This is a genomic window from Streptomyces sp. NPDC042259 (assembly GCF_055582085.1).
On record NZ_JBVJDW010000005.1, the window covers coordinates 223,387 to 246,090 of the forward strand.

General features: G+C 71.5%; 21 protein-coding genes. 2 read left to right on the forward strand and 19 right to left on the reverse strand.

Features of this window, described 5'->3' with window-relative positions:
* Nucleotides 1-119: 119 nt before the first annotated feature.
* From ACZ6MA_RS16555 to ACZ6MA_RS16605, 11 genes are all read right to left on the reverse strand, one after another.
* A complete protein-coding gene (locus ACZ6MA_RS16555) occupies nt 120-710 on the reverse strand; it encodes an AMIN-like domain-containing (lipo)protein (protein WP_469434368.1) in 591 nt (196 codons plus the stop codon).
* A gap of 214 nt (nt 711-924) precedes the next feature.
* The gene (gene gatB / locus ACZ6MA_RS16560) at nt 925-2,433 is read right to left on the reverse strand and encodes an Asp-tRNA(Asn)/Glu-tRNA(Gln) amidotransferase subunit GatB (protein WP_469434370.1); all 1,509 of its coding nucleotides are present in this window, start codon (nt 2,431-2,433) and stop codon (nt 925-927) included.
* Between the two features lie 14 nt (nt 2,434-2,447).
* Nucleotides 2,448-2,702, reverse strand: coding sequence for a hypothetical protein (locus ACZ6MA_RS16565; protein ID WP_130880055.1), 255 nt, complete (start codon nt 2,700-2,702; stop codon nt 2,448-2,450).
* On the reverse strand, nt 2,699-4,198 hold the full coding sequence (gatA, locus tag ACZ6MA_RS16570) for an Asp-tRNA(Asn)/Glu-tRNA(Gln) amidotransferase subunit GatA (RefSeq protein ID WP_469434372.1): 1,500 nt from the start codon (nt 4,196-4,198) through the stop codon (nt 2,699-2,701). Before gatA ends, ACZ6MA_RS16565 begins: the two co-directional genes overlap by 4 nt.
* Nucleotide 4,199: 1 nt before the next feature.
* Complete coding sequence (gene gatC / locus ACZ6MA_RS16575) at nt 4,200-4,496, reverse strand: Asp-tRNA(Asn)/Glu-tRNA(Gln) amidotransferase subunit GatC (protein ID WP_469434373.1); 297 nt, start codon at nt 4,494-4,496, stop codon at nt 4,200-4,202.
* 289 nt (nt 4,497-4,785) lie between these two features.
* Nucleotides 4,786-6,915: a putative bifunctional diguanylate cyclase/phosphodiesterase gene (locus ACZ6MA_RS16580; protein ID WP_469434375.1), complete on the reverse strand. Its 2,130-nt coding sequence runs from the start codon at nt 6,913-6,915 to the stop codon at nt 4,786-4,788.
* Between the two features lie 297 nt (nt 6,916-7,212).
* Nucleotides 7,213-9,510, reverse strand: coding sequence for an NAD-dependent DNA ligase LigA (ligA, locus tag ACZ6MA_RS16585; protein WP_469434377.1), 2,298 nt, complete (start codon nt 9,508-9,510; stop codon nt 7,213-7,215).
* Between the two features lie 33 nt (nt 9,511-9,543).
* Nucleotides 9,544-10,566 carry a methionine synthase gene (locus ACZ6MA_RS16590; protein WP_469434379.1) on the reverse strand — a complete coding sequence of 341 codons (1,023 nt, stop codon included), beginning with the start codon at nt 10,564-10,566 and terminating at the stop codon, nt 9,544-9,546.
* A 61-nt stretch (nt 10,567-10,627) separates the two neighbouring features.
* Nucleotides 10,628-11,317, reverse strand: coding sequence for an SDR family oxidoreductase (locus tag ACZ6MA_RS16595; protein ID WP_469434380.1), 690 nt, complete (start codon nt 11,315-11,317; stop codon nt 10,628-10,630).
* A 15-nt stretch (nt 11,318-11,332) separates the two neighbouring features.
* A complete protein-coding gene (locus ACZ6MA_RS16600; RefSeq protein WP_469434381.1) occupies nt 11,333-11,872 on the reverse strand; it encodes an LOG family protein in 540 nt (179 codons plus the stop codon).
* Nucleotides 11,873-12,131: 259 nt separating this feature from the next.
* Nucleotides 12,132-12,437, reverse strand: coding sequence for a hypothetical protein (locus ACZ6MA_RS16605; protein WP_469434383.1), 306 nt, complete (start codon nt 12,435-12,437; stop codon nt 12,132-12,134).
* Here ACZ6MA_RS16605 and ACZ6MA_RS16610 point away from each other — a divergent pair.
* Nucleotides 12,427-12,720 (forward strand): hypothetical protein, encoded by a 294-nt coding sequence (locus ACZ6MA_RS16610; protein WP_469434385.1) that lies wholly within the window; start codon nt 12,427-12,429, stop codon nt 12,718-12,720. The genes ACZ6MA_RS16605 and ACZ6MA_RS16610 overlap by 11 nt on opposite strands.
* A 118-nt stretch (nt 12,721-12,838) precedes the next feature.
* Here the strand turns inward: ACZ6MA_RS16610 and mnmA are convergent, their stop codons facing one another.
* Nucleotides 12,839-13,996, reverse strand: coding sequence for a tRNA 2-thiouridine(34) synthase MnmA (gene mnmA, locus ACZ6MA_RS16615; RefSeq protein ID WP_469434387.1), 1,158 nt, complete (start codon nt 13,994-13,996; stop codon nt 12,839-12,841).
* Between the two features lie 299 nt (nt 13,997-14,295).
* Here mnmA and ACZ6MA_RS16620 point away from each other — a divergent pair, with 299 nt between their 5' ends.
* Nucleotides 14,296-14,937, forward strand: coding sequence for an N-acetylmuramoyl-L-alanine amidase (locus ACZ6MA_RS16620; RefSeq protein WP_469434388.1), 642 nt, complete (start codon nt 14,296-14,298; stop codon nt 14,935-14,937).
* Between the two features lie 10 nt (nt 14,938-14,947).
* Here the strand turns inward: ACZ6MA_RS16620 and ACZ6MA_RS16625 are convergent, their stop codons facing one another.
* The 7 genes from ACZ6MA_RS16625 to ACZ6MA_RS16655 form a co-directional block, all read right to left on the reverse strand.
* Nucleotides 14,948-16,117: a cysteine desulfurase family protein gene (locus ACZ6MA_RS16625; protein WP_469434389.1), complete on the reverse strand. Its 1,170-nt coding sequence runs from the start codon at nt 16,115-16,117 to the stop codon at nt 14,948-14,950.
* Between the two features lie 161 nt (nt 16,118-16,278).
* Nucleotides 16,279-17,130 (reverse strand): thioesterase family protein, encoded by an 852-nt coding sequence (locus ACZ6MA_RS16630; protein WP_469434390.1) that lies wholly within the window; start codon nt 17,128-17,130, stop codon nt 16,279-16,281.
* Between the two features lie 70 nt (nt 17,131-17,200).
* Complete coding sequence (locus tag ACZ6MA_RS16635; protein WP_469434392.1) at nt 17,201-17,860, reverse strand: trimeric intracellular cation channel family protein; 660 nt, start codon at nt 17,858-17,860, stop codon at nt 17,201-17,203.
* 92 nt (nt 17,861-17,952) lie between these two features.
* Nucleotides 17,953-19,365: a M1 family metallopeptidase gene (locus tag ACZ6MA_RS16640; protein WP_469434394.1), complete on the reverse strand. Its 1,413-nt coding sequence runs from the start codon at nt 19,363-19,365 to the stop codon at nt 17,953-17,955.
* A gap of 93 nt (nt 19,366-19,458) precedes the next feature.
* Nucleotides 19,459-20,562, reverse strand: a complete 1,104-nt coding sequence (locus ACZ6MA_RS16645) for an ABC transporter ATP-binding protein (RefSeq protein ID WP_469434395.1) — start codon at nt 20,560-20,562, stop codon at nt 19,459-19,461.
* On the reverse strand, nt 20,559-21,668 hold the full coding sequence (locus ACZ6MA_RS16650; RefSeq protein WP_469434397.1) for an ABC transporter ATP-binding protein: 1,110 nt from the start codon (nt 21,666-21,668) through the stop codon (nt 20,559-20,561). The genes ACZ6MA_RS16645 and ACZ6MA_RS16650 overlap by 4 nt, the downstream gene beginning before the upstream one ends.
* Nucleotides 21,665-22,663, reverse strand: a complete 999-nt coding sequence (locus tag ACZ6MA_RS16655; RefSeq protein WP_469434399.1) for an ABC transporter permease — start codon at nt 22,661-22,663, stop codon at nt 21,665-21,667. Before ACZ6MA_RS16655 ends, ACZ6MA_RS16650 begins: the two co-directional genes overlap by 4 nt.
* Nucleotides 22,664-22,704 lie beyond the last annotated feature (41 nt).

A 22,704-nucleotide genomic window follows, 5' to 3' on the forward strand; every position in this document is an offset into this window, starting at 1 on the left:
TGACAATAGGCCGGACAGGCGTGTCAGCGGATGACGGCGGGTGGCCGGGGGCTTCTCGCCCCCGGCCACCCGCCGTCACCGTCGTCGCGGTGTTCCCGCGCCACCGCCGCGCGATCACATCAGCGCAGCACACTCCACCGGTGGGCGACGTCGATCACGATGCGGTGGTCCCACTGGAAGACCCGGAACGGCAGCCGCGCCCGGACCCCCAGACCGATCTGGGTCTCACCCTCGAAGCTGCTGGCGAACCGGGTGTCCTTGAAGGTGCGGTAGTCCGTGATGTCCACCCCCGGCAGCCGCTGCCCGGCCCTGGCCGGGTAGGTCGCCCTGCCCGTGGCCGGGTCGTAGCTGGGCGCCGCGACCCGGACCTCCAGGATCGCGCCGCCGGCGACGGGGATGACATCGCCGGAACCGTCCTGATTCAGCTTGTCGACGTAGCCGACCCGGTACCCGATCGGGCGGTGTCCCGCGCTCTGTACGTCGAGGACCATCCGGTCGAAACACTCGTGCCGCCCGGTTCTCACCTCGGTCAGCGGCTTGTACGAGGTGTCGACACTGGTCTTGCCCTGGCTTCCCCAGCCGGCCTCGCACCTCGCCGAGAACGGATCGGTCCCCGCCGGGGCCCGGGACGCCGAGGCCGGAGCCGTCGTCGCCGTCAGCCCGGCACCCGCCAGTACCAGCGCGGCCAGCGCTGTAGTCCACCGTCGCATGCACCTACCCCCAGCCTTCGCGTACGGACCTCTGAACCCGCCCGTTTCCCGGGATCATGCCGGACCATTCGGAACGCACATCCCACACCGACCAATTCCGGCCAATGCACCCATGCGCAAAGGCCGCCCCTCGGTGAGAGGGGCGGCCTTTTGCGTTCTTCTTTCAGGCTGTACTGACTATTCCTTCGCGGCTAGCCGCTCAAGGCTGTGCCGACTATTCCTTCACGGCAAGCCGCTCAAGAATGAGTTCCCGAACCCGTGCCGCGTCCGCCTGGCCACGGGTGGCCTTCATGACCGCGCCGACGAGCGCGCCCGCCGCCGCGACCTTGCCGGAGCGGATCTTGTCGGCGATGCCCGCGTTGGCCGCGATGGCCTCGTCCACGGCGGTGCCCAGCGCGCCCTCGTCGGAGACGACCGCGAGGCCGCGACCGGCGACGACCGCGTCGGGGTCGCCCTCGCCCGCGAGCACGCCCTCGATGACCTGACGGGCGAGCTTGTCGTTGAGGGAGCCCTCGGCGACCAGCGCGCACACCCGGGCGACCTGCTCCGGGGTGATCTTCAGGGCGGCGAGGTCGGTACCCGCCTCGTTCGCCCGGCGGGCCAGCTCGCCCATCCACCACTTGCGCGCGGCCGCGGCGTCCGCGCCCGCGTCGATGGTGGCGACGATCAGATCGACGGCACCCGCGTTGAGGATGGACTGCATGTCGTGCGCGGAGACGCCCCACTCCTCGCGGAGCCGGTTGCGGCGCACGCGCGGCAGCTCGGGCAGCGCCTTGCGCAGCTCCTCGACCCACTCCCGGGAGGGAGCGACCGGCACCAGGTCCGGCTCGGGGAAGTAGCGGTAGTCCTCGGCGTTGTCCTTGATGCGACCCGCCGTGGTCGACCCGTCCTCCTCGTGGAAGTGCCGGGTCTCCTGCACGATCGTGCCGCCGGAGGACAGCACCGCCGCGTGCCGCTGGATCTCGAAGCGCGCCGCCCGCTCGACGGAACGCAGCGAGTTGACGTTCTTCGTCTCCGAACGGGTGCCGAACTTCTCGGTGCCGTTCGGGCGCAGCGACAGGTTCACGTCGCAGCGCATCTGGCCCTGCTCCATGCGGGCCTCGGAGACGCCGAGCGCCTTGATGAGCTCGCGCAGCTCGGCGACGTAGGCCTTGGCGACCTCGGGGGCCCGCTCGCCCGCGCCCTCGATCGGCTTGGTGACGATCTCGATGAGCGGGATGCCGGCCCGGTTGTAGTCGAGCAGGGAGTGGGACGCGCCGTGGATACGGCCGGTGGCGCCGCCGACGTGCAGCGACTTCCCGGTGTCCTCCTCCATGTGGGCGCGCTCGATCTCCACGCGGAAGATCTCGCCGTCCTCCAGCTGGACGTCCAGGTAGCCGTTGAAGGCGATGGGCTCGTCGTACTGGGAGGTCTGGAAGTTCTTCGGCATGTCCGGATAGAAGTAGTTCTTCCGGGCGAAGCGGCACCACTCGGCGATCTCGCAGTGCAGCGCCAGACCGATCTTCACGGCCGACTCGACGCCGATCGCGTTGACGACCGGCAGCGAGCCGGGCAGGCCGAGGCAGGTGGGGCAGGTCTGCGAGTTGGGCTCGGCGCCCAGCTCCGTGGAGCAGCCGCAGAACATCTTGGTCCTGGTGCCCAGCTCGACATGGACTTCGAGGCCCATGACGGGGTCGTAGGACGCCAGGGCGTCCTCGTACGACACCAGATCAATGGTGGTCACGGAAAACTAACCTCTCAGTCCGCGAGGACGTCGTCGCTGCTCATCCGGCGCAGTTCGCGCACGAGCAGGGCGACACCGGTGGCGATGGCGGCGGCGGAGACGACGGCGTCCACGAGCTGGAGGGTGTCCTGCTCGCCCCGGGCCTTCTTCGCCTGCTTGATGACGCTCACGGCGCCGAAGAGCGTGGTGCCGATGGACAGGTACGTACCGGGCCGGGACTTCTTGAAGCCCTTGGCCTTCGCGAGCTTTCCGCCCTTTTCGGTGTTCACAGTGACGGTGCCTCCTCGAGCAGCGAGTGTCCCCAGCGGGCGTTGAACGCGGCCTCGACGGCCGCGCCCACCCGGTAGAGCCGGTCGTCGGCCATGGCGGGCGCGATGATCTGCAGACCCACCGGCATCCCGTCCTCGGGTGCCAGACCGCAGGGCAGCGACATGGCCGCGTTGCCCGCCAGGTTGGTCGGGATGGTGCACAGGTCGGCGAGGTACATCGCCATCGGGTCGTCGGCCCGCTCGCCGATCGGGAACGCCGTGGTCGGGGTGGTCGGCGAGACGAGCACGTCGACACCGCCCTCCCCGAAGGCCTTCTCGAAATCGCGCGTGATGAGCGTACGGACCTTCTGCGCGGAGCCGTAGTACGCGTCGTAGTAGCCGGAGCTGAGGGCGTACGTGCCCAGGATGACGCGGCGCTTCACCTCGTCGCCGAAGCCGGCCTCGCGGGTGAGCGCGGTGACCTCCTCGGCGGACTTCGTGCCGTCGTCGCCGACGCGCAGGCCGTAGCGCATGGCGTCGAAGCGGGCCAGGTTGGAGGAGCACTCCGACGGCGCGATGAGGTAGTACGCGGCCAGGGCCAGGTCGAAGGAGGGGCAGTCCACCTCGACGACCTCGGCGCCCAGCTCCTTCAGCAGCTCGACGGACTCGTCGAAGCGCTGCAGGACGCCGGCCTGGTAGCCCTCGCCGCGGAACTGCTTGACGACACCGACGCGCATGCCCTTGACGTCGCCGTTCCGCGCCGCCTCGACGACCGGCGGGACCGGGGCGTCGATGGAGGTGGAGTCCAGCGGGTCGTGGCCGGCGATGGCCTCGTGCAGCAGGGCCGCGTCCAGGACCGTACGGGCACAGGGCCCGCCCTGGTCGAGGGAGGAGGAGAAGGCGACCATGCCGTAGCGGGAGACGGCGCCGTAGGTCGGCTTGACGCCGACGGTGCCGGTGACGGCGGCGGGCTGGCGGATGGAACCGCCGGTGTCCGTGCCGATGGCGAGCGGCGCCTGGTAGGAGGCCAGCGCGGCGGAGGAACCGCCGCCGGAACCGCCGGGGATCTTGGTGAGGTCCCAGGGGTTGCCGGTGGGGCCGTACGCGCTGTTCTCCGTCGACGACCCCATGGCGAACTCGTCCATGTTGGTCTTGCCGAGGATGACGACGTCCGCTTCCTTGAGCTTGCGGGTCAGCGTCGCGTCGTACGGCGGGATCCAGCCTTCGAGGATCTTGGAACCGACGGTGGTCGGGATCCCCTTGGTGGTGAAGATGTCCTTCAGCGCCAGCGGCACACCGGCCAGCGGGCCGAGCTTCTCGCCGCGCTCGCGCTTGGCGTCCACCTCGCGCGCCTGGGCGAGCGCGCCCTCGCGGTCGACGTGCAGGAAGGCGTGCACCTTCTCGTCGACGGCCTCGATCCGGGCCAGATGCGCTTCGGTCACCTGTACGGCGGTGACCTCGCCCGAAGCGATCTTCGCGGCGGTCTCGGCCGCGGTGAGCTTGATCAGGTCGGTCATGTCAGTCCTCCCCCAGGATCTGCGGCACCTTGAAACGCTGCTGCTCCTGGGCCGGGGCGCCGGACAGCGCCTCCTGCGGGGTCAGCGACGGACGGACCTCGTCCGAGCGCATGACGTTGGTCAGCGGCAGCGGGTGGGACGTCGGCGGTACGTCCTCGTCGGCCACATCGGAAACGCGGGCGACCGCGCCGATGATGTCGTCGAGCTGCGTGGCGAAGTGGTCGAGCTCTTCGTCCTTCAGCTCCAGACGTGCCAGCCGTGCGAGGTGGGCGACCTCCTCGCGCGTGATGCCAGGCATGCGGCGATCCTCAGGGTTCGTGACGGTACTGGGCGGGTTGATGCGCCCAATCCTATGGCGCCGCACGCACTGCCCGCGAAACGGTTTCGCTGGGCGCTGTGCCGGTGCCGGATTCCGGGCCTCCGGGGGAGGGATTCGCAGCTGCGCGCGGGCCGCCTGCGGCGGCGGTCCGTCGTTGCCGCCTGCGGCGGCGGGCGCCCTGCGGGCGCGTCCTCAAACGCCGGACGGGCTGGTTTGGCCCCCCGGCGGAGCCGACCCGCGGGGGGAACCGCCGTACCTGCCCGACCGGCTAGGTCACCGGCTGGTCCGCTTCCTCCTCCGCCGGTGCGGTGGACGTCGCGGCCGCCGCCGCGGCGGCGGCGTGGAGGGGCTCGTCCTCGCGGTGCCAGCCGCATTCGCTGCGCAGCCGCAGCCACGCCGTCGTCTCGTCCGGCGGCATCGCCGCCGCGACCAGCCAGCCCTGGACCGCGTCACAGCCCAGGTCCCGCAGGCGTTCCCAGGTCTCGTCGTCCTCGACGCCCTCGGCGACGACGACCAGGCCCAGGGAGTGGGCCAGGTCGAGCGTGCAGCGGACGATCTCGGCGTCCTCGTTGTCGATGGCGAGGCGGGCGACGAAGGAACGGTCGATCTTGAGTTCGCTGACCGGCAGCCGGCGCAGGTGGACGAGGGAGGAGTAGCCGGTGCCGAAGTCGTCCAGGGACATCTTCACGCCGTGGCCGGTGAGCCCGGCGAGGGTGTCGGCGGCGCGCTGCGGGTCCTCCAGGAGGACGTGCTCCGTTATTTCCAGCTGGAGCGACCCGGCGGGGACGCCGTGCCGGGCGAGGCGGGCGGCGACCGAACCCGCGAAGCCCGGGGTGTGGACGTCGCGCGGCGAGACGTTGACCGCGACGGGTACCTCCAGGCCCATGGCCCGCCACTTGGCGACCTGTCCGAGGGCGGTCTCCAGGACGTATTCGGTGAGCCGGGGCATCAGGCCGGACGATTCGGCTATCGCGATGAACTCGTCCGGGGAGACCCGGCCGCGCTCGGGGTGGACCCAGCGCACCAGCGCCTCGAGCCCGGCCACGTGCCCGTCGAAGCCGACCTTGGGCTGGTAGTGCAGCTCCACTTCGCCCGCGTCCAGGGCGCGCCGCAGATCGCCCAACAGGCCGAGCCGGTCGGGGGTGTTGCCGTCGCGGCGGGCCTCGTAGACCTCGACTCCGCTGCGGTCCCGCTTCGCCTGGTACATCGCCACGTCGGCGCGGCGCAGCAGCCCTTCCGCGTCGAGGGCGTGGTCGGGGTAGACGGCGACGCCGGCGCTCGCCTCCAGGACGAGGGTGAGGCCGTCGAGGTCGAGCGGTGAGCCGAGGGCGGCGACCAGCGACCGGGCCACCCGCTGGGCGCTGGTGAGGGAGTCGGTGGTGGGCAGCAGGACGGCGAACTCGTCGCCGCCGAGCCGGGCGGCCTCCGCGCCGTGCGGCAGGGCCAGCCGCAGCCGATCGGCGATCTGGAGCAGCAGCCGGTCGCCGGCGAGATGGCCGAGGGTGTCGTTGACGGACCGGAACCGGTCGAGGTCGATGAGGACGAGGGCGGCGCGGTCGCCGGCCTGCTCGGCCTCGTCGAGGGCGTTCCAGGTGCTCTCCAGCAGCCATTGGCGGTTGGGCAGCCCGGTGAGGGGGTCGCGGAGCTGTTCCTCGGCACGCGCGTGGGCGATCCACAGGGTGGAGTCCAAGGCGATGAGCGGCACCGCGAAGAGCGGCAGCAGCAGGGGCGCGTGATCGGCGACGACGGCGATGAGCGGGGCGATGCCGAGGAGGGCGCCCCCGACGAGGGCCTGCCGGACCAGGGCGGTGCGGGCGATGCTGCTGATGCCGCCGTTGCGCGGGGCCATGGAGTACCAGAGCAGGGCGCGGGTGACGACGAGATAGAGGAAGGCCGCGACGGCGATCGGGGGGATGTCGGTGAGCTGCCAGCTGTCCGGGAGCCAGGGGTCTTCGACGCTGGCGGCCGTCCCGCACAGGGCGAGGGCGAGACCGGCGGCGACGATGCCGAGGATGTCGACCGCGCCGTGGAGTAACGCCTGCCGCCAGCGGTGCCTGCGCGCGGTGGCGACCAGGGTGACGACGGCGATGCTGATGAGGGCGGCCGGGACCCAGCCGTAGAGCAGCAGGACGGCGAGGGTGAGGGCGGCGCCCGATCCCGTGCCGCCCCACCAGCGGTCCCGGCCGAGGGCGACGAGGTGCGCGACGATGAGCGCCGTCAGGGTCGCCAGCGACCAGCCGACGGCACGGCCGGGAAAGAGGCCGTGCCCGCTGGTGAGTGCCCAGCAGATCCCGGCGGCGAGCGCGAGCGCGGCCATCAGGACGCAGACCGCCGGCAGGGCGGGCGGGGGGACCCGGCGCAGCCGCGAGGCCGGTTCGGCGCTGTCGGTGGGTTTCATGCCCGTCCCTCTCACAGCCGGCGGTGCCCGCGCCACGGCAGGCGCACATCTCAACAGTAGGCCGCGGAAGGGCACGACGGGCAGCGATCGGCAGCGGTTGCCCGATTGCGGTCCGCCCTCCTCCGGCCTTTGGTAGGCGCTGTAGAGGTAATGCCCACTGACTATGCGGGCATTACTCCGCAGGGGTGGCGGCTGGGTCCCGCCGCCGCCGCGCGCCCCCGGGCGAGCCGGGGAGCGGGCCGGGCCGGCTCGCCCGTACCACCGCTACCGGCGGTGTCCTCCATCGCCGGACACGCCCTAGGCCGGATCGCCGGGCTTGCCGTCACCCGAACTGTCGTCCGTGCCGGCGTCCGTGTCACCCTCCTGGGGGACGGCCGCCGCGCGGGCGGCCTCCGGCCCTTCCGCGAGCAGTACGGCGAAGCCGTCCTCTTCCAGGACGGGGACCTTCAATTGCATGGCCTTGTCGAACTTCGACCCGGGGTTGTCACCCACGACCACGAAGTCCGTCTTCTTGGAGACCGATCCGGTCACCTTCGCGCCCCGGCTCTGGAGGGCTTCCTTCGCCCCGTCACGGGTGTGGGAGGCCAGCGTTCCGGTGACGACGACGGTCAGCCCCGCGAGCGGGCGCGGCCCCTCGTCCTCGCCGGCCTCTTCCTCCATGCGGACCCCGGCGGCCTTCCACTTCTCCACGATCTCGCGGTGCCAGTCCTCGGCGAACCACTGCCGTACCGAGGCCGCGATGGTGCCGCCGACGCCCTCGACGGCCGCCAGTTCCTCCTCGCTCGCCTCGGCGATCCGGTCCAGCGAGCGGAACTCCCGCGCCAGCGCGACCGCCGCGACCGGGCCCACGTGGCGGATCGAGAGGCCGGTGAGGATGCGGGACAGCGGGCTGGACTTGGCCCGTTCCAGCTCGTTCATCAGCTTTTTGGTGTTCTCCTTCGGCTCGGGGGGCAGCGTGCGCTTCTCCTCCCCCCGGCCCACCGTCTTCCCCTGGCCGTAGAAGTACGGGACGAGGAGGCGGTCGTCGTCGGCCGCGCCCTTGCGGGTGTCGCGGCGCCACATGCGGATGTCGCGCAGGTCCTCGACCTTCAGGTCGAACAGGTCGGCCTCGGTGGTGAGCGCGCGGGGGCCCTCGTCGGGGCTCGTGAGCGCCCGGACCGTCTCCTCGCCGAGCGCCTCGATGTCGAGTGCCTTACGCCCCGCCAGGTAGAAGATGCGCTCGCGCAACTGGGCGGGACAGGACCGGGCGTTGGGGCACCGGAGGTCGATGTCGCCCTCCTTCATCGGGCGTAGCCCGGCCCCGCACTCCGGGCACTCGGCGGGCATCACGAACTCCCGCTCGGTGCCGTCGCGCAGATCCACCACCGGGCCCAGGATCTCGGGGATCACATCGCCGGCCTTGCGCAGCACGACGGTGTCACCGATGAGGACGCCCTTGGCCTTGACGACCTCCTGGTTGTGCAGGGTGGCGAACTCGACCTCGGAGCCCGCGACCGTGACGGGCTCCACCACCGCGTAGGGGGTGACACGCCCGGTGCGGCCGACGCCGACGCGGATGTCGACCAGCTTGGTGTTGACCTCCTCCGGGGCGTACTTCCAGGCGATGGCCCAGCGCGGGGCGCGCGAGGTGGAGCCGAGCCGCCCTTGGAGGGGGATCTCGTCGACCTTGACGACGGTGCCGTCGATCTCGTGCTCCATCGAGTGCCGGACCTCGGGGTCGCCGTAGTGGGCGATGAACTCCCGCACGCCCTCCAGCGAGTCGACGACCCTGGCGTGCGCGGCGGTGGGCAGGCCCCACTCGCGCAGCAGTTCGTAGGCGTGCGACTGGCAGTCGATGTCGAAGCCCTCGCGGGCGCCGATGCCGTGCACCACCATGTGCAGCGGGCGGGACGCGGTGACCTTGGGGTCCTTCTGGCGCAGCGAGCCGGCCGCCGCGTTGCGCGGGTTGGCGAACGGCGGCTTGCCGGCCTCCACCAGGCGGGCGTTCAGCTCCTGGAACTTCTCCATCGGGAAGAAGACCTCGCCGCGCACCTCGACCAGGGCGGGGACCCGGTCGCCCGTCAGCTCGCGGGGCACCCCGTCGATCGTCCGCACGTTGGGCGTGATGTCCTCGCCGGTGCGGCCGTCGCCGCGGGTGGCGGCGCGGACGAGCCTGCCGCGCTCGTAGGTGAGGTTGACGGCGAGGCCGTCGACCTTGAGTTCGCACAGGAAGTGGTACGGGGTGCCCTCGCCGATGTCCTTGGCGACGCGCTCGGCCCAGCCCGCCAGCTCTTCGTCGTCGAAGGCGTTGTCGAGGGAGAGCATGCGCTCGCGGTGCTCGACGGCCGTGAACTCCGTCTCGTAGGAGCCGGCGACCTTCTGGGTGGGCGAGTCGGGTGTGCGCAGCTCCGGATGCTCCTCCTCCAGGGCCTCCAGCGAGCGCAGCAGCCGGTCGAACTCGGCGTCACTGACGACCGGGGCGTCCTTCACGTAGTACCGGAAGCGGTGCTCCTCGATCTGCTCGGCCAGCAGCGCGTGCTTCTCCCGCGCCTCCGCGGGTGCCGTAGCGAGCGGCGTCCTCGCCTCGAGCTGTCCGCCGTGCTGTTCGCCAGCCACCGTCTCGTCCTCCCGTGTGTTCCAAGAGCGCAGTCACTCAGGGTTGTCTGCGAGTGATCTCGCCGCCCGGGCGCAGTGGGCGAGGGCCGCCCGGGCATATGCGGGCGAAGCGCCCGCGAGCCCGCACGACGGGGTGATCACCACGGACTCCGCGAGAGTCCCCGGCGAAAGCCCCAGCCTGCGCCACAGCGTCCTGACACCCATGACGCTACCGGCAGGGTCCGACAATGGGCCGTCCACGCCCGGCACCACGCCAGCGAAGAGCTTGGTGCCGGCCTCGGCGGCCTCGCCGATCGCCTCGTCATCACGCTCGGTGAGTAGGGAGAAATCGAACGAGACGCCCTCGACGCCGGCCCGGCGCAGCAGCGCGAACGGCACGCCGGGGGCGCACGAATGTACGACGGGAGGTGCGCCGGTGACGTCCCGCGCGAGACTCACCAGGTCGCGCAGCGCGCCCTCGACGACGGCCCGGTCGACGGCGCGGTGGGTGCGGTAGCCGCTGGCGGTGCGGACCTGGCCGAGCAGCACGGCGGTCAGGGACGGCTCGTCTAGCTGGAGCACCACCTGGGCGCCGGGTACCCGGCGTCGTACCTCGGTCAGGTGGTTCCGCAGGCCCTCCGCGAGGGAGGCGGCCAGGTCCCGGCAGGCACCGGGGTCGCTGAGCGCCGCCTCGCCGCCGCGCAGTTCCAGAGCGGAGGCCAGCGTCCACGGGCCGACGGCCGAGACCTTCAGGGGGCCCTCGTAGCCCTGGGTGAACTCCTCGATCGCGTCCAGGTCCTCGCCCAGCCACGACCGCGCGCGCCGGGTGTCCCGGCCCGGCCGGTCGCTGATCCGCCATCCGCTCGGCTCGACGTGCGCGAACACCTCCACGAGCAGCCCGGCGGTCCTGCCGATCATGTCGGCGCCGGGCCCGCGCGCGGGCAGCTCCGGCAGATACGGCAGGGCCTCCAGCGACCCCGTGACGGTTTTCGCGGCCTCGCGCGCGTCCGTCCCGGGCATCGAACCGACCCCGGTGGCGACGCCCGCACCCCAGCTGAACTTGCTCTTCTCGCTCACGCAGGAAGGGTACGGGGCCCGGCCGGGGTCCCGCCCGCGCCGGTGTCCGCCGGCCGCCGGCTCAGCGGCCCGGCCGGACCGTCAGGTCGTTGATCTCCGCGTCCCGGGGCAGGTCGACGGCCAGCAGGATGGTCGTCGCGACGGACTCGGGGTCGATGTACGCCTCCGGGTCGTAGGCCCTGCCCTCCTGCTGGTGCACCTTCGCCTGCATGGGGGTGGCCGTGCGCCCGGGGTAGACGCTGGTGACCCGCACGCCGTTGCCGTGCTCCTCCTCGCGCAGCGCGTCCGCGAGCGCCTTGAGGCCGTGCTTGCTCGCCGCGTAGGCGCCCCAGTTGGCGTGGGCGCGCATCCCGGCACCGGAGTTGACGAAGACCACGTGCCCCTTGGTGATCCGCAGCTGCGGCAGGAACAGCCGGGTCAGCTCGGCCGGGGAGACGAGGTTGGCGGCGAGCTGACGGTTCCACGCCTTGGGCGCCAGGTCGCCGACGCCGCCGAGGTCGCAGACACCGGCGATGTGCAGCAGCGAATCGACGTGGTCGGGCAGCGTCTGCTGGCTGAGGGCCCAGGCCAGCCGGTCGGGGTTGGACAGGTCGCCGACGAGCGTCCGGGCGCCGGGGAACAGCGCGGCCAGTTCCTTCGCCCGGCCCGCGTCCCGGGCGAACAGATACAGCTCGTCGCCGCGCTCGAGCAGCCGCCGGGCGACCGCCGCCCCGATGCCGGAACCGGACCCAGTGATCAGATGTGTTGCCATACCGCCCAGCTTGCCCTACAGCGTCCCGGCCGACTCCTCCAGGTACGCCATGGCCCCCACCCCGTCCTCCGCGAAGAAGACCAGGTCGGTCAGGGGAATCGGCAGAAACCCCTCCGCCTCCATCCGCTGGAACTGCTGCTTGAGCCCGTCGTAGAAACCGGCGGCGTTCAGCAGCACCACGGGCTTGGTGTGCATTCCGTGCTTCTTCAGCTCCAGGATCTCCGTCGCCTCGTCGAGGGTTCCCGTACCACCGACCATGATCACTACGGCGTCGGCCCGGGCGAGCAGCTGCGCCTTGCGCTCGGCGAGATCCTTGGTGATCACCATTTCGTCGGCGTTCTCACGGGCCTTCGCCGCGAGGAATTCCACCGAGATCCCGACCAGCCGCCCGCCGTGCTCCTGGACGCCGTCCGCCACGACCTTCATCAGGCCCGACTCCGAACCGCCCCAGACCAGGGTGTGCCCGCCTTTGCCGATGAGTTCGGCGAATTCCCGGGCGGGGACGGTGTAGCGGTCGGCGAGGTCGGCGGCGGAGCAGAAGACGGAAATACGCATAAGCCCACGGTACGCGCCGGGATATACGGCCCGACGGCGACTCGGCACCCACCGGAACTAGGGCGCGAATCGTGCGGACCCCCGCTATGACCTGCTTTCGGACATCCTCTGTCCCGTTTCCGGATCTGTTCCGTCGCGGCCTCGTCACAGTATCCGCCGCGATTTGGGGGCGGCGCCGGGCATTGCTAGCCTGACGTGCGCTCGTCAAGCGGGCACGATTCAAGCCAATTCCTCGGGGGAGTTCTCACGTGAAGCTTCGTCATGTCCGCGGCGCCGCGGTATTCGTCATCGCCGTCGTCGCCCTGACCGGTGCGCGCGGCAGCCACGGCGGCAGCTGTGGCGGGTCCAGCCACCACAGCTCCTCCTCGTCCTCCTCCGGCGGCAGCACCTCGGGCGGCACCTCGGGCGACTCCACCGGTGGTCTCACGAGCGGCGGCACGACCTCGTCCGGCACGACGAGCGGCACGACGAGCGGCACGTCCGGTGACTCGACGACCTCGTCGGGCTCGACCACCTTCGGTTCGACCGGCGGCAGCGGAAGCCGGAACTCCGCGATGCGGGACATCAAGATCCTCGACTGCGCGTACACCGACCGGCTGGGCATCACCGCGAAGCTGGCCGCCACCAACAGCAGCTCGACGGCCTCCTACGACTACCGCGTCACCGTGAAGTTCACCGGTCCGGACGGCGCCCTCATCGGCACCCGCAACCCGACCATCCCGTGGGTCCAGCCGGGCAAGACGAGCAACCTCGACGTGTCGACCCCCTACGTCCCCAAGCCGGGCGCGTCGACGAGCGGCGGCAAGTGCGAGGTCACGGACGTCTCGCGCACCACGACGCAGCACTGACCCGGCGCCCCTCCCCTCGGGGGGCACCACCTGTTCATCCGGCGGCGCCGGGTGCCGGATGACACCGGCGCCCGGCGCCGCCGTGTGCGCGGGCCGGGCGAAGCGGGTGCGGGCGTCGTCAGCCGCGGTGGGCCGTGCCCGCCGGGGCGCGGTCCGTCGCCGCGATCGTGGCCGAACCGACGACACGGGTGCCGTCGTAGAGCACGATCGCCTGGCCGGGGGCCACCCCGCGGACCGGCTCGGCGAAGGACACCCGCAGCTCGTCGCCGATCAGCTCGGCCGTCACCTCGGTCTCACCGCCGTGCGCGCGCAGCTGGGCGGTGTACGTACCGGCACCCTCCGGCGCCACCCCGCACCAGCGGGGCTTGATCGCGGTCAGGGCGGTGACGTCCAGGGCCTCCACCGGGCCGACCGTCACCGTGTTGTTCACCGGGGAGATGTCCAGGACGTAGCGCGGCTTGCCGTCGGGTGCCGGGTGGCCGATGCGCAGGCCCTTGCGCTGGCCGATGGTGAAGCCGTACGCACCCTCGTGGGTACCGATCTTGGTGCCGGACTCGTCGACGATGTCCCCCTCGGACGTGCCCAGGTGCTTGGCGAGGAAGCCCTGGGTGTCGCCGTCGGCGATGAAACAGATGTCGTGGCTGTCGGGCTTCTTCGCCACGGCCAGGCCGCGCCGCTCCGCCTCGGCCCGGATCTCGTCCTTGGTCGTCAGGGTGTCGCCCAGCGGGAACATCGCGTGCGCCAGCTGCTTCTCGTCCAGCACGCCCAGCACGTAGGACTGGTCCTTGGCCATGTCGCTCGCGCGGTGCAGCTCGCGGGTGCCGTCCTCGTTCAGCACGACCGTCGCGTAGTGGCCGGTGCACACGGCGTCGAAGCCGAGCGCGAGGGCCTTGTCGAGCAGCGCCGCGAACTTGATCTTCTCGTTGCAGCGCAGGCAGGGGTTGGGCGTGCGCCCGGCCTCGTACTCGGCGATGAAGTCCTCGACGACGTCCTCGCGGAAGCGCTCGGCGAGGTCCCAGCAGTAGAAGGGGATGCCGATGACATCGGCGGCCCGGCGGGCGTCGCGCGAGTCCTCGATGGTGCAGCAGCCGCGCGCTCCGGTGCGGAAGGACTGCGGGTTCGCGGACAGGGCGAGGTGCACGCCGGTCACGTCGTGCCCGGCTTCGGCGGCACGGGCGGCCGCCACGGCGGAGTCGACGCCGCCGGACATGGCGGCGAGTACGCGCAGGCGACGGCCGTCGCGAGGCCCTGAGGGTGCACCGGGGAAGTCAGTCATAGCTGTACCAGGGTACGGGGTGGCTGCTGGCCGGGATGCCGGTCGCCCACCGTCGTGGTGCGGGTCACCGATGTCCTCAATCGCCGGACCGGCTTGTTCCAGTGTCCTCAATCGCCGGACGGGCTGGACTTCGCCGGAACCGGCGGGGTGCCGTGTGCCTCCGGCGGTTTGCCGGGCCTTGCTCGCCGGACGGGCTGGATATTCCAGCCCGTCCGGCGATTGAGGACCGGGGTCCGGGGCGGAGCCCCGGCTGGAACCAGGGGGACGCCGTACGCGTTCTGCGCATCAGGGGGTCGGACGTGGAACGAGAACGCATAAGCCGTCGCGGGCTGCTGATCGGCGGAGCCGCCGTGGCGGCCGCGGGCGCGGCGGGGTACGCCGGGCGCAACGGGTTCGCGCGGTGGTGCTGGGGCGCCGCCGGGCTGGAGCGCCCTCGCACGGACGGCGTGCTCGATCACGCGGGCGCCGAGTGGGTCGCCGCCTCGTCCGCGAACTGGCGGCGCGCGGACCGGCCGGCCGACTACACCGTCGACCGGGTCGTCGTCCACGTCGTCCAGGGCAGCTACGGCGACGCCCTGCGGGTCTTCCGCGACCCCCTGCACGAGGCCGCCGCGCACTACGTCGTGCGCAAGGACGGGCACATCGCGCAGACCGTCCGCGAGCTGGACGTGGCCTTCCACTCCGGCAACCGCCGCTTCAACGAGCGCAGCGTCGGCATAGAGCACGAGGGCTACGTGGACCGGCCCGCCGATTTCACCGACGCGATGTACGAGGCGTCGGCCCGGCTCACGGCCGGGATCTGCGCGCGCTACGGGATCCCGGCGGACCGGGCTCATATCGTCGCCCACTCCGAGGTACCGGGGACGGACCACACCGATCCCGGTCCGCACTGGGACTGGGACCGGTACGTGGCGCTCGTACGGCGCGCACGGCGCCCCTGACCGGCGACGGTCAGCTGAGGCCGGCCGATCGGGCTCGTTCCACCACCGGGCCGATGGCGTCCCGGACGGCGGCCACGTCCTCCTTGGTGGAGGTGTGGCCGAAGGAGAAGCGGAGGGTGCCGCGGGCCAGGTCCGGGTCGGTGCCCGTGGCGAGGACCACGTGGCTGGGCTGGGCGACCCCGGCGGTGCAGGCGGAGCCGGTGGAGCACTCGATGCCCTGGGCGTCCAGCAGCAGGAGCAGCGAGTCGCCCTCGCAGCCGGGGAAGGAGAAGTGGGCGTTGGCGGGCAGCCGGCCCGCCGGGTCCGGGTCGCCGCCGAGCACCGCGTCGGGCACGGCCGCCCGGACGGCCTCGACCAGCTCGTCACGGAGCGCGCCGACCTCGCGCGCGAAGTCCTCGCGCCGCTCGGCGGCGAGCACGCCCGCGACCGCGAAGGAGGCGATGGCGGGCACGTCGAGCGTCCCGGAGCGGACGTGCCGCTCCTGCCCGCCGCCGTGCAGCAGGGGTACGGGCGCGTAGCGGCGGCCCAGCAGCAGGGCGCCGATGCCGTACGGGCCGCCGACCTTGTGGCCGCTGACGGTCATGGCGGCCAGCCCCGAAGCGGCGAAATCGACGTCCAGCTGGCCGAACGCCTGCACCGCGTCGGCGTGCAGGGGAATGTCGAACTCGGCCGCGGCGTCGGCCAGTTCGCGGACCGGCATGACCGTGCCGATCTCGTTGTTGGCCCACATGACGGTGACGAGGGCCACGTCGTGCGGGTCGCGGGCTATGGCCTCGCGCAGCGCGTCGGGACGCACCCGCCCGAGGGAGTCGACGGGGAGGTACTCCACCGTCGCCCCCTCGTGCTCGGCGAGCCAGTCGACGGCGTCGAGCACGGCGTGGTGCTCCACGGGGCTGGCGAGGATCCGGCGCCGGGCGGGGTCGGCGTCCCGGCGTGCCCAGTACAGGCCCTTGACGGCGAGGTTGTCGGCTTCGGTGCCGCCCGCGGTGAAGACCACCTCGCTGGGCCGCGCGCCGAGTGACGCCGCGAGCGACTCGCGCGACTCCTCGACGGTACGGCGCGCGCGACGTCCGGCGGCGTGCAGCGAGGAGGCGTTCCCGGCGAGGGCGAGCTGGGCGGTCATCGCCTGCACCGCTTCCGGGAGCATCGGAGTGGTGGCGGCGTGGTCGAGGTAGGCCATGGTGGGACGATTCTACGAGCTGGGCCGGGGCTCCGTACCGGGCGTTCCCGGTCTCCCTCGAAGCGGTGCCCGGGCCGGGGTGCGGGCCGGGGCGCGGGCCGGCTCCGCTTCGGGCCGCGGCCTCCCCGGGCCCGCTCCCGCGATCCGCGGCCGGCCGCGGGTCAGGAGGCGCGCAGCACCCGGGCCAGCTGGCGTGACTGTGCCACCAGGCGGTCCTGGCTGTCCCAGACCTCGGCGTCCTCCTCCAGGTAGCCGCCCGCGAGGTTGCGGGTGGTGAGGGAGACCCGCAGCGGGCCGGGGGCGGGACGGCAGCGGATGTGGGCGGTGAGTTCGATGGTGGGCACCCAGCCGGTCACGCCCAGCTCGAAGACGGCGGGCGGCAGCGCGTCGACGGCCAGCAGCAGCGCGAGCGGGTCGGGGTCGCGGCCGTCGGCCAGGCCGAACCAGCCGCGCATCGCGCCCTGGCCGCCGGGGGTGCCCAGCGCCCAGCCGGCCGTGGCCGGGTCGAGCCGGATGTCGAGGCGTCCGGCGATCTCGGGCGTGGTCGCCGGGTCGCCGTCCGCGCTGCTCAGGCAGCGTTCGTACGGCGGGAGGGCCGGCGGTTTCGCGGTGGTGCGGACGTCGTCGGGGAGGGCGTCCAGCTCGCCGTAGGTGGCCAGGACGCGGATGCGCTCGACCTCGGCGCCGTTCTCGTCGAACTGGAGCAGCGTGGCCTGGCCCGTGGAAAGCGAGCGGCTGGCGCGGATCTGTTCGGTGCGGATCTCGGCGGGGCTGGGCAGCGAGGCGGACAGGTAGTGGGCGGTGATGGAGAAGGGATCGGGGTGCCGGAGCGTCTCGCCGAGGGCCCGGCCCAGGAGGGCGAGGAGGTAGCCGCCGTTGACGGCGTGACCGATGGTCCACCCCGCGGAGAGGTCCGCGTCGAACACCGCGGAGGTGCCGGGGGTGCCGGGTGCGCGCCGCGCGAGGGCGGTGTCCCGGTCGAATTCGCTGGTGCCGATGGTTCCCTGTGCCATGTCGGCACGCTACACCCGGAAGTTACTGACTGGTAGGTCCAGCAAGGGGCCGACCTGGGCCGAGCCCCCGTCACACCTCTTCGGCGGCGGCGCTGCGCCGGTGCCAGGCGCGCGGCGCCCGCCAGTGGAAGCGCATCGACAGCAGCCGCAGCACGAACGCCGTCAGGACCGGGATCACACTGGTGGTGGCGGACAGCGCGTCGAAGTGGATCAGCACGGCGGCCATGGTGGCGCCCATCATCGCGGGCACGGCGTACAGATCGCGGTCCCAGCGCAGCAGCGAGGGCACCTCGTGGGCGAGGATGTCGCGCAGCACGCCGCCGCCGACCGCCGTGGCCACGCCGAGCGCGGCGGCGAAGGTCAGGCCGAGGCCGTGGGCATGGGCCTTCATCGTGCCGGTGACACAGAACAGGCCCAGTCCGGCGGCGTCGAAGACGCCCACCGCCTTGGTGATCCGTTCGACCTCGGGATGCAGGAAGACCACGAGCAGGGTGGCCAGCATCGGGGTCAGGAAGTAGCCGAGGTCGGTGAAGGCGGCGGGCGGCACGGCACCGATGATCAGGTCCCGCAGCACCCCGCCGCCCAACGCCGTGACCTCGGCGAGCACGGTCATGCCGAAGACGTCGAAGTTCTTCCGCACGGCGAGCAGCGCACCCGAGATGGCGAAGACGAAGATCCCGACGAGGTCCAGGGAATGCTGGACTGAGGGGCTGAACAGATCGGTGAGCACGCGACATTCTTACCCGTCGCGGACAGTGGTCCCGACCTCCCCACTGTCCCCAGCGTCCTCACCGACTCTACCCAGCCCCATGTCCCTCGGCGCTACGGCTTCGCGGGCTTGCCCGGCTTCCCGATCCAGGTGTCGAAGAGACCGCCGAGCTTCTGGCCCGAGACCTTCTCGGCGAGAGCGATGAACTGCTTGATGTCGGCGTTGCCGTAGCGGTGCTGCGAAGTCCACAGCGGCAGCAGCTTGAAGAAGGCCTTGTCGCCGATCCGCTCGCGCAGCGCCTGCAGGGCCATCGCCCCGCGCTGGTAGACCGCCCGCGAGAACATCGTGTCGCGCTGCGGGTCGGCGACGACGATCTTCCAGAAGGGGTCGTCGGCGCCGTAGCGGTTGTAGGCGTCCAGGAAGGACTGGTGGGCGCTCTTGCGGCCCTTGTGCTCGTCCCACAGCCACTCGGAGTAGGAGGCGAAGCCCTCGTTGAGCCAGATGTTCTTCCACTCGCGCACCGAGACGGAGTCACCGAACCACTGGTGGGCCAGCTCGTGGACGATGGTGCCCTCGTCCCGGACCGCCGAGTAGACCGGCTTGGTCTGGGTCTCCAGCGAGAACTCGGCGTCCGGCATGTCGTCGACGATGGCGCCCGTCTCCTCGAAGGGGTACGGACCGAAGACCTTCGACCAGTAGTCGGTGGCCTCGGCGGTGATCCCGTAGAAGTCGACGGGGTTCTTGCCCTTGAGCACCGGGTCGACGGCCACGTAGATCGGGGTGCCGGCGGGGGTCTTGCCCGTGCGCACGTCGAATTTCCCGATGGTGGCGGTGGCGAGGTAGGGCGCCATGGGCCGGGTGGCCCGCCAGTGCGAGACGGTCTTGGAGCCCTGGGTGCGGGTGGAGACCAGCCGGCCGTTGGAGATGCCGGTGAGGCCCTTGGGGGCCTTGATCCGGACGTCGAAGGCGGCCTTGTCCGAGGGGTGGTCGCTGGAGGGGAACCAGGTGGAGGCGGCATTGGGCTCGCAGGCGACGAAGACGCCGTCGGGGGTCTTCATCCAGCCGTACTTGGAGCCGAAGATGATGGGGCCGCTGAGCGGCTTGGGTATACCGCCGTACGTCACCGTGGTGGTGAAGGTCCGGCCCTTGGCCAGGGAGTTGCGGGGGCGGATGTTGATCTCGTCGCCGGTGCGGGTGAAGGCGGCGCGCCGGCCGTTCACCTCGACCGAGGTGACCTTCAGCTGCTGCAGGTCGAGGTGGAAGGACGAGAGCGACTTCGTGGCCCGCGCGGTGACGGTCGCCTTGCCGTCGAGCCGCCCGGTCTCGGGGGTGTAGCCGATATCGAGCCCGTAGTGCCGGACGTCGAAGCCGCCGTTGCCCAGGTTCGGGAAGTAGGAGTCCCCCACCCCGGGGGCGCCCGGGGTGGGCGCCGGGGCGGCGGAGATCACCCATACCGACGCGGCGGCGGTGGCGAGGGCGAGAAGTCTGGTCGAGCGGTGCCGGGCGGAGCGGCGGGAGAGAGCCATGAGTCGTTCCTTTCGAACACGCGAACGCCAATGCAGCGCACGCGCCGACTCTGCCCCCTCCCGCCCCAACCAGCCAAGAGCTTTACCGATTTGTCATACCGGGACGTTCGTCACAGCCTCGTCCGGAATGTTCTCCGGGTGATGGCAAGCCACTTGATGCCCTGTCACCAGCGGGATCAGCGGTGGTTCCTGCCGCTCGCACACCTCCGTCGCCTTCCAGCACCGGGTGTGGAAGCGGCACCCCGACGGCGGGGAGATCGGCGAGGGCACATCGCCCTTGAGGAGAATGCGCTCCCGCTTCGCCCGTCGTTTCGGGTCCGGCACCGGCACCGCGGACATCAGCGCCTTGGTGTAGGGGTGCATCGGCGTCGCGTACAGCGCCTGGCGGTCGGCCAACTCCACGATCTTCCCGAGGTACATGACCGCGATCCGGTCGGATACGTGCCGGATGACCGACAGGTCGTGCGCGATGATGACGTACGTCAGGCCCAGCTCGTCCTGGAGGTCGTCCAGCAGGTTGACCACCTGGGCCTGGATCGACACGTCCAGCGCGGAGACCGGCTCGTCCGCGACCACCAGCTTGGGCTTGAGCGCGAGCGCCCGGGCGATGCCGATGCGCTGCCGCTGGCCGCCGGAGAATTCGTGCGGATAGCGGTTGTAGTGCTCCGGGTTGAGGCCCACCAGCCCCAGCAGTCGCTGGACCTCCTTCTTCACCCCGCCCTCGGGGGTGATCTTCTGGAGCTTGAAGGGCGCGCTGACGATCGAGCCGACCGTATGCCGGGGATTGAGCGAGGAGTACGGATCCTGGAAGATCATCTGGACGTCGCGGCGCAGCGGCCGCATCCCGCCCACCCCCAGGTGCGTGATGTCCTTGCCCTCGAACTCGATCCGCCCGCCGGTGGGCTCCAGCAGCCGGGTGATCAGCCGGCCCATGGTGGACTTGCCGCAGCCGGACTCCCCCACCACGCCCAGGGTCTCCCCCGGCCGCACGTCGAAGGAGATGCCGTCCACGGCCTGCACCGCGCCCACCTGGCGGCGCAGCAGCCCCTTGGTGATCGGGAAGTGCTTGACCAGGCCCTCGACCTTGAGCAGGGGTTCACCCGCCGCCTTCGCGGGCCCCTGGCGGGGAATCGTCGCCCGGTGATCGGGCGCGGTCTCGTCGGGTACGGCGTTATCGGGCACGGGTCGGTCCTTCACAGCTTGGGCGCAATCTCTTCGGTCCAGATGCGCGTCCGCTCCTCCTGCGGCAGGTGACAGGCGGAGTGGTGCCTGCCGCCCTCGTCACCGGTCACCAGGCGCAGTTCGGGCCGCTCGGTGCGGGTGACGCCGCCCTTGGGCAGGTCGGCGTAGGGGCAGCGCGGGTTGAAGGCGCAGCCGGACGGCACGTTGATGAGGCTGGGCGGCGAGCCCTTGACGGGGATCAGCCGCTCGGTCTGGTCCCGGTCGATGCGCGGCATCGAGCCCAGCAGCCCCCAGGTGTAGGGGTGCTGGGGTTCGTAGAAGACCTTCTCGGCCGGGCCGCGTTCGACGCAGCGGCCGCCGTACATCACCAGGATGTCGTCGGCCAGCTCGGCGACGACGCCCAGGTCGTGGGTGATGATGATGACCGCGGAGCCGAACTCCTTCTGCAGATCGCGGATCAGGTCGAGGATCTGCGCCTGGACGGTCACGTCCAGGGCGGTCGTCGGCTCGTCCGCGATGAGCAGCTCGGGGTTGTTGACCAGCGCCATCGCGATCATCGCGCGCTGGCGCATGCCGCCGGAGAACTGGTGCGGGTAGTCGTCCACCCGCCGGTCGGGCTGGGGGATGCCGACGCGGTCCAGCAGCTCGACCGCGCGCTTTCGGGCGGCCTTCTTGTCCACGTCGTGATGGACCCGGTAGGCCTCGACGATCTGTGCGCCGATGGTGAAGTACGGGTGCATGGCCGACAGCGGATCCTGGAAGATCATCGCCATCTCGCGGCCGCGCAGCCGGCGTACCTCGTCCGGGTCGGCGGTCATCAGTTCCTTGCCGTCGAGCCAGATCTCGCCGGTGATCCGGGCCTTGCGGCGGCCGTACTGGCCGACGGTGTGCAGGCCCATGATGCCGAGCGAGGTGACCGACTTGCCGGAGCCGGACTCGCCGACGATGCCGAGGGTCCTGCCCTTCTCCAGCTGGAAGGAGAGCCCGTCGACGGACTTCACCATGCCGTCGTCGGTGGGGAAGTGGATCCGCAGATCGCGTACGTCGAGGAAGGCGGTGGGTGCCGCGGCGGCCGTGCGGACGGGCTCGCCGACGGCGCCGCTGGGGGAAAGGTCCGTCACGAGAGCCTCACTCGGGGGTCGATCACGGCGTACAGGAGGTCCACCACGAGGTTGGCGACCACGACGGCGACCGCGGCGACGAGCGTCACCCCGAGGATCAGCGGCAGATCGCGGTCGCTGATGGCCTTCACCGCGGCCTGGCCGAGGCCCGGCAGGTTGAACGTGGACTCGGTGAGGATCGCGCCGCCGACGAGGGCGCCGAGGTCCATGCCGAGGATGGTCAGGATGGGGGTCATCGTGGAGCGCATGGCGTGCTTGCCGATGACGACGGGTTCGCGCAGGCCCTTGGCGCGGGCCGTGCGGATGTAGTCCTCGCCGAGGATCTCCAGCATGGTGGCCCGGGTCAGCCGGGCGTACATCGCCGCGTAGAGGAAGGCGAGGGTGATCCAGGGCAGGAGCAGCCCGCCGAACCACGCCCCCGGATCCACGGCGAAGTCGACGTATTCACCGTCCACCCAGCCCAGTCCGTAATGGAAGATCGCGAGCGAGAGCAGACCGGTGAAGTAGATCGGCAGCGAGACACCGCTGAGTGCGACGGTCATGGCCGCGCGGTCCCATACGCTGCCGCGCTTGAGGGCGGAGACGATGCCGGTGGTGACGCCGCCCAGCACCCACAGCACACAGGCGCCCCCGGCCAGCGAGAGCGTGACCGGCAACCGGTCCTGGAGCACGGGCCAGATGGCCTGCTCGGTGCGGAAGGAGTAGCCGAAGCACGGGGCGTCGCAGCGGACGGAGGTGCCGCCGCCGCTGTAGTCCCGGCCGGCGAAGATGCCGGTGACGAATTCCCAGAACTGCACGAGGATCGGCTTGCCCAGTCCGAGCTTCTCCCGGATGCCCTCGATCGTGGCCGGGTCCGCCTGCTTGCCGACGTACAGGGCGGCGGGGTCGGCTCCGGTGAGCTTCGGAATCGCGAAGAAGATGCCGAAGGTCACCAGGGTGACCACGAGCAGCATCACGATGACGGCGATCAGCCGCCTGACGATATAAGCGAACACTGCGGTCGGCCCGGCGGCGGCCCGGGAACCCCTCGGTCAAG

Excerpts from the sequence above, each read along its gene's own strand:
- ACZ6MA_RS16625 (WP_469434389.1), bottom strand. The coding sequence starts at position 16,117 with ATGGCCTACCTCGACCACGCCGCCACCACTCCGATGCTCCCGGAAGCG.
- ACZ6MA_RS16600 (WP_469434381.1), bottom strand. The coding sequence starts at position 11,872 with ATGCGTATTTCCGTCTTCTGCTCCGCCGCCGACCTCGCCGACCGCTAC.
- ACZ6MA_RS16555 (WP_469434368.1), bottom strand. The coding sequence starts at position 710 with ATGCGACGGTGGACTACAGCGCTGGCCGCGCTGGTACTGGCGGGTGCC.
- ACZ6MA_RS16595 (WP_469434380.1), bottom strand. The coding sequence starts at position 11,317 with ATGGCAACACATCTGATCACTGGGTCCGGTTCCGGCATCGGGGCGGCG.
- ACZ6MA_RS16640 (WP_469434394.1), bottom strand. The coding sequence starts at position 19,365 with ATGGCTCTCTCCCGCCGCTCCGCCCGGCACCGCTCGACCAGACTTCTC.
- ACZ6MA_RS16630 (WP_469434390.1), bottom strand. The coding sequence starts at position 17,130 with ATGGCACAGGGAACCATCGGCACCAGCGAATTCGACCGGGACACCGCC.
- gatA (WP_469434372.1), bottom strand. The coding sequence starts at position 4,198 with ATGACCGACCTGATCAAGCTCACCGCGGCCGAGACCGCCGCGAAGATC.
- ACZ6MA_RS16605 (WP_469434383.1), bottom strand. The coding sequence starts at position 12,437 with ATGTCCCGCATCGCGGAGTTCCGGCTTCCGCTGCCGCCGGTCGAACCG.
- ACZ6MA_RS16580 (WP_469434375.1), bottom strand. The coding sequence starts at position 6,915 with ATGAAACCCACCGACAGCGCCGAACCGGCCTCGCGGCTGCGCCGGGTC.
- ACZ6MA_RS16610 (WP_469434385.1), top strand. The coding sequence starts at position 12,427 with ATGCGGGACATCAAGATCCTCGACTGCGCGTACACCGACCGGCTGGGC.
- gatC (WP_469434373.1), bottom strand. The coding sequence starts at position 4,496 with ATGCCTGGCATCACGCGCGAGGAGGTCGCCCACCTCGCACGGCTGGCA.
- mnmA (WP_469434387.1), bottom strand. The coding sequence starts at position 13,996 with ATGACTGACTTCCCCGGTGCACCCTCAGGGCCTCGCGACGGCCGTCGC.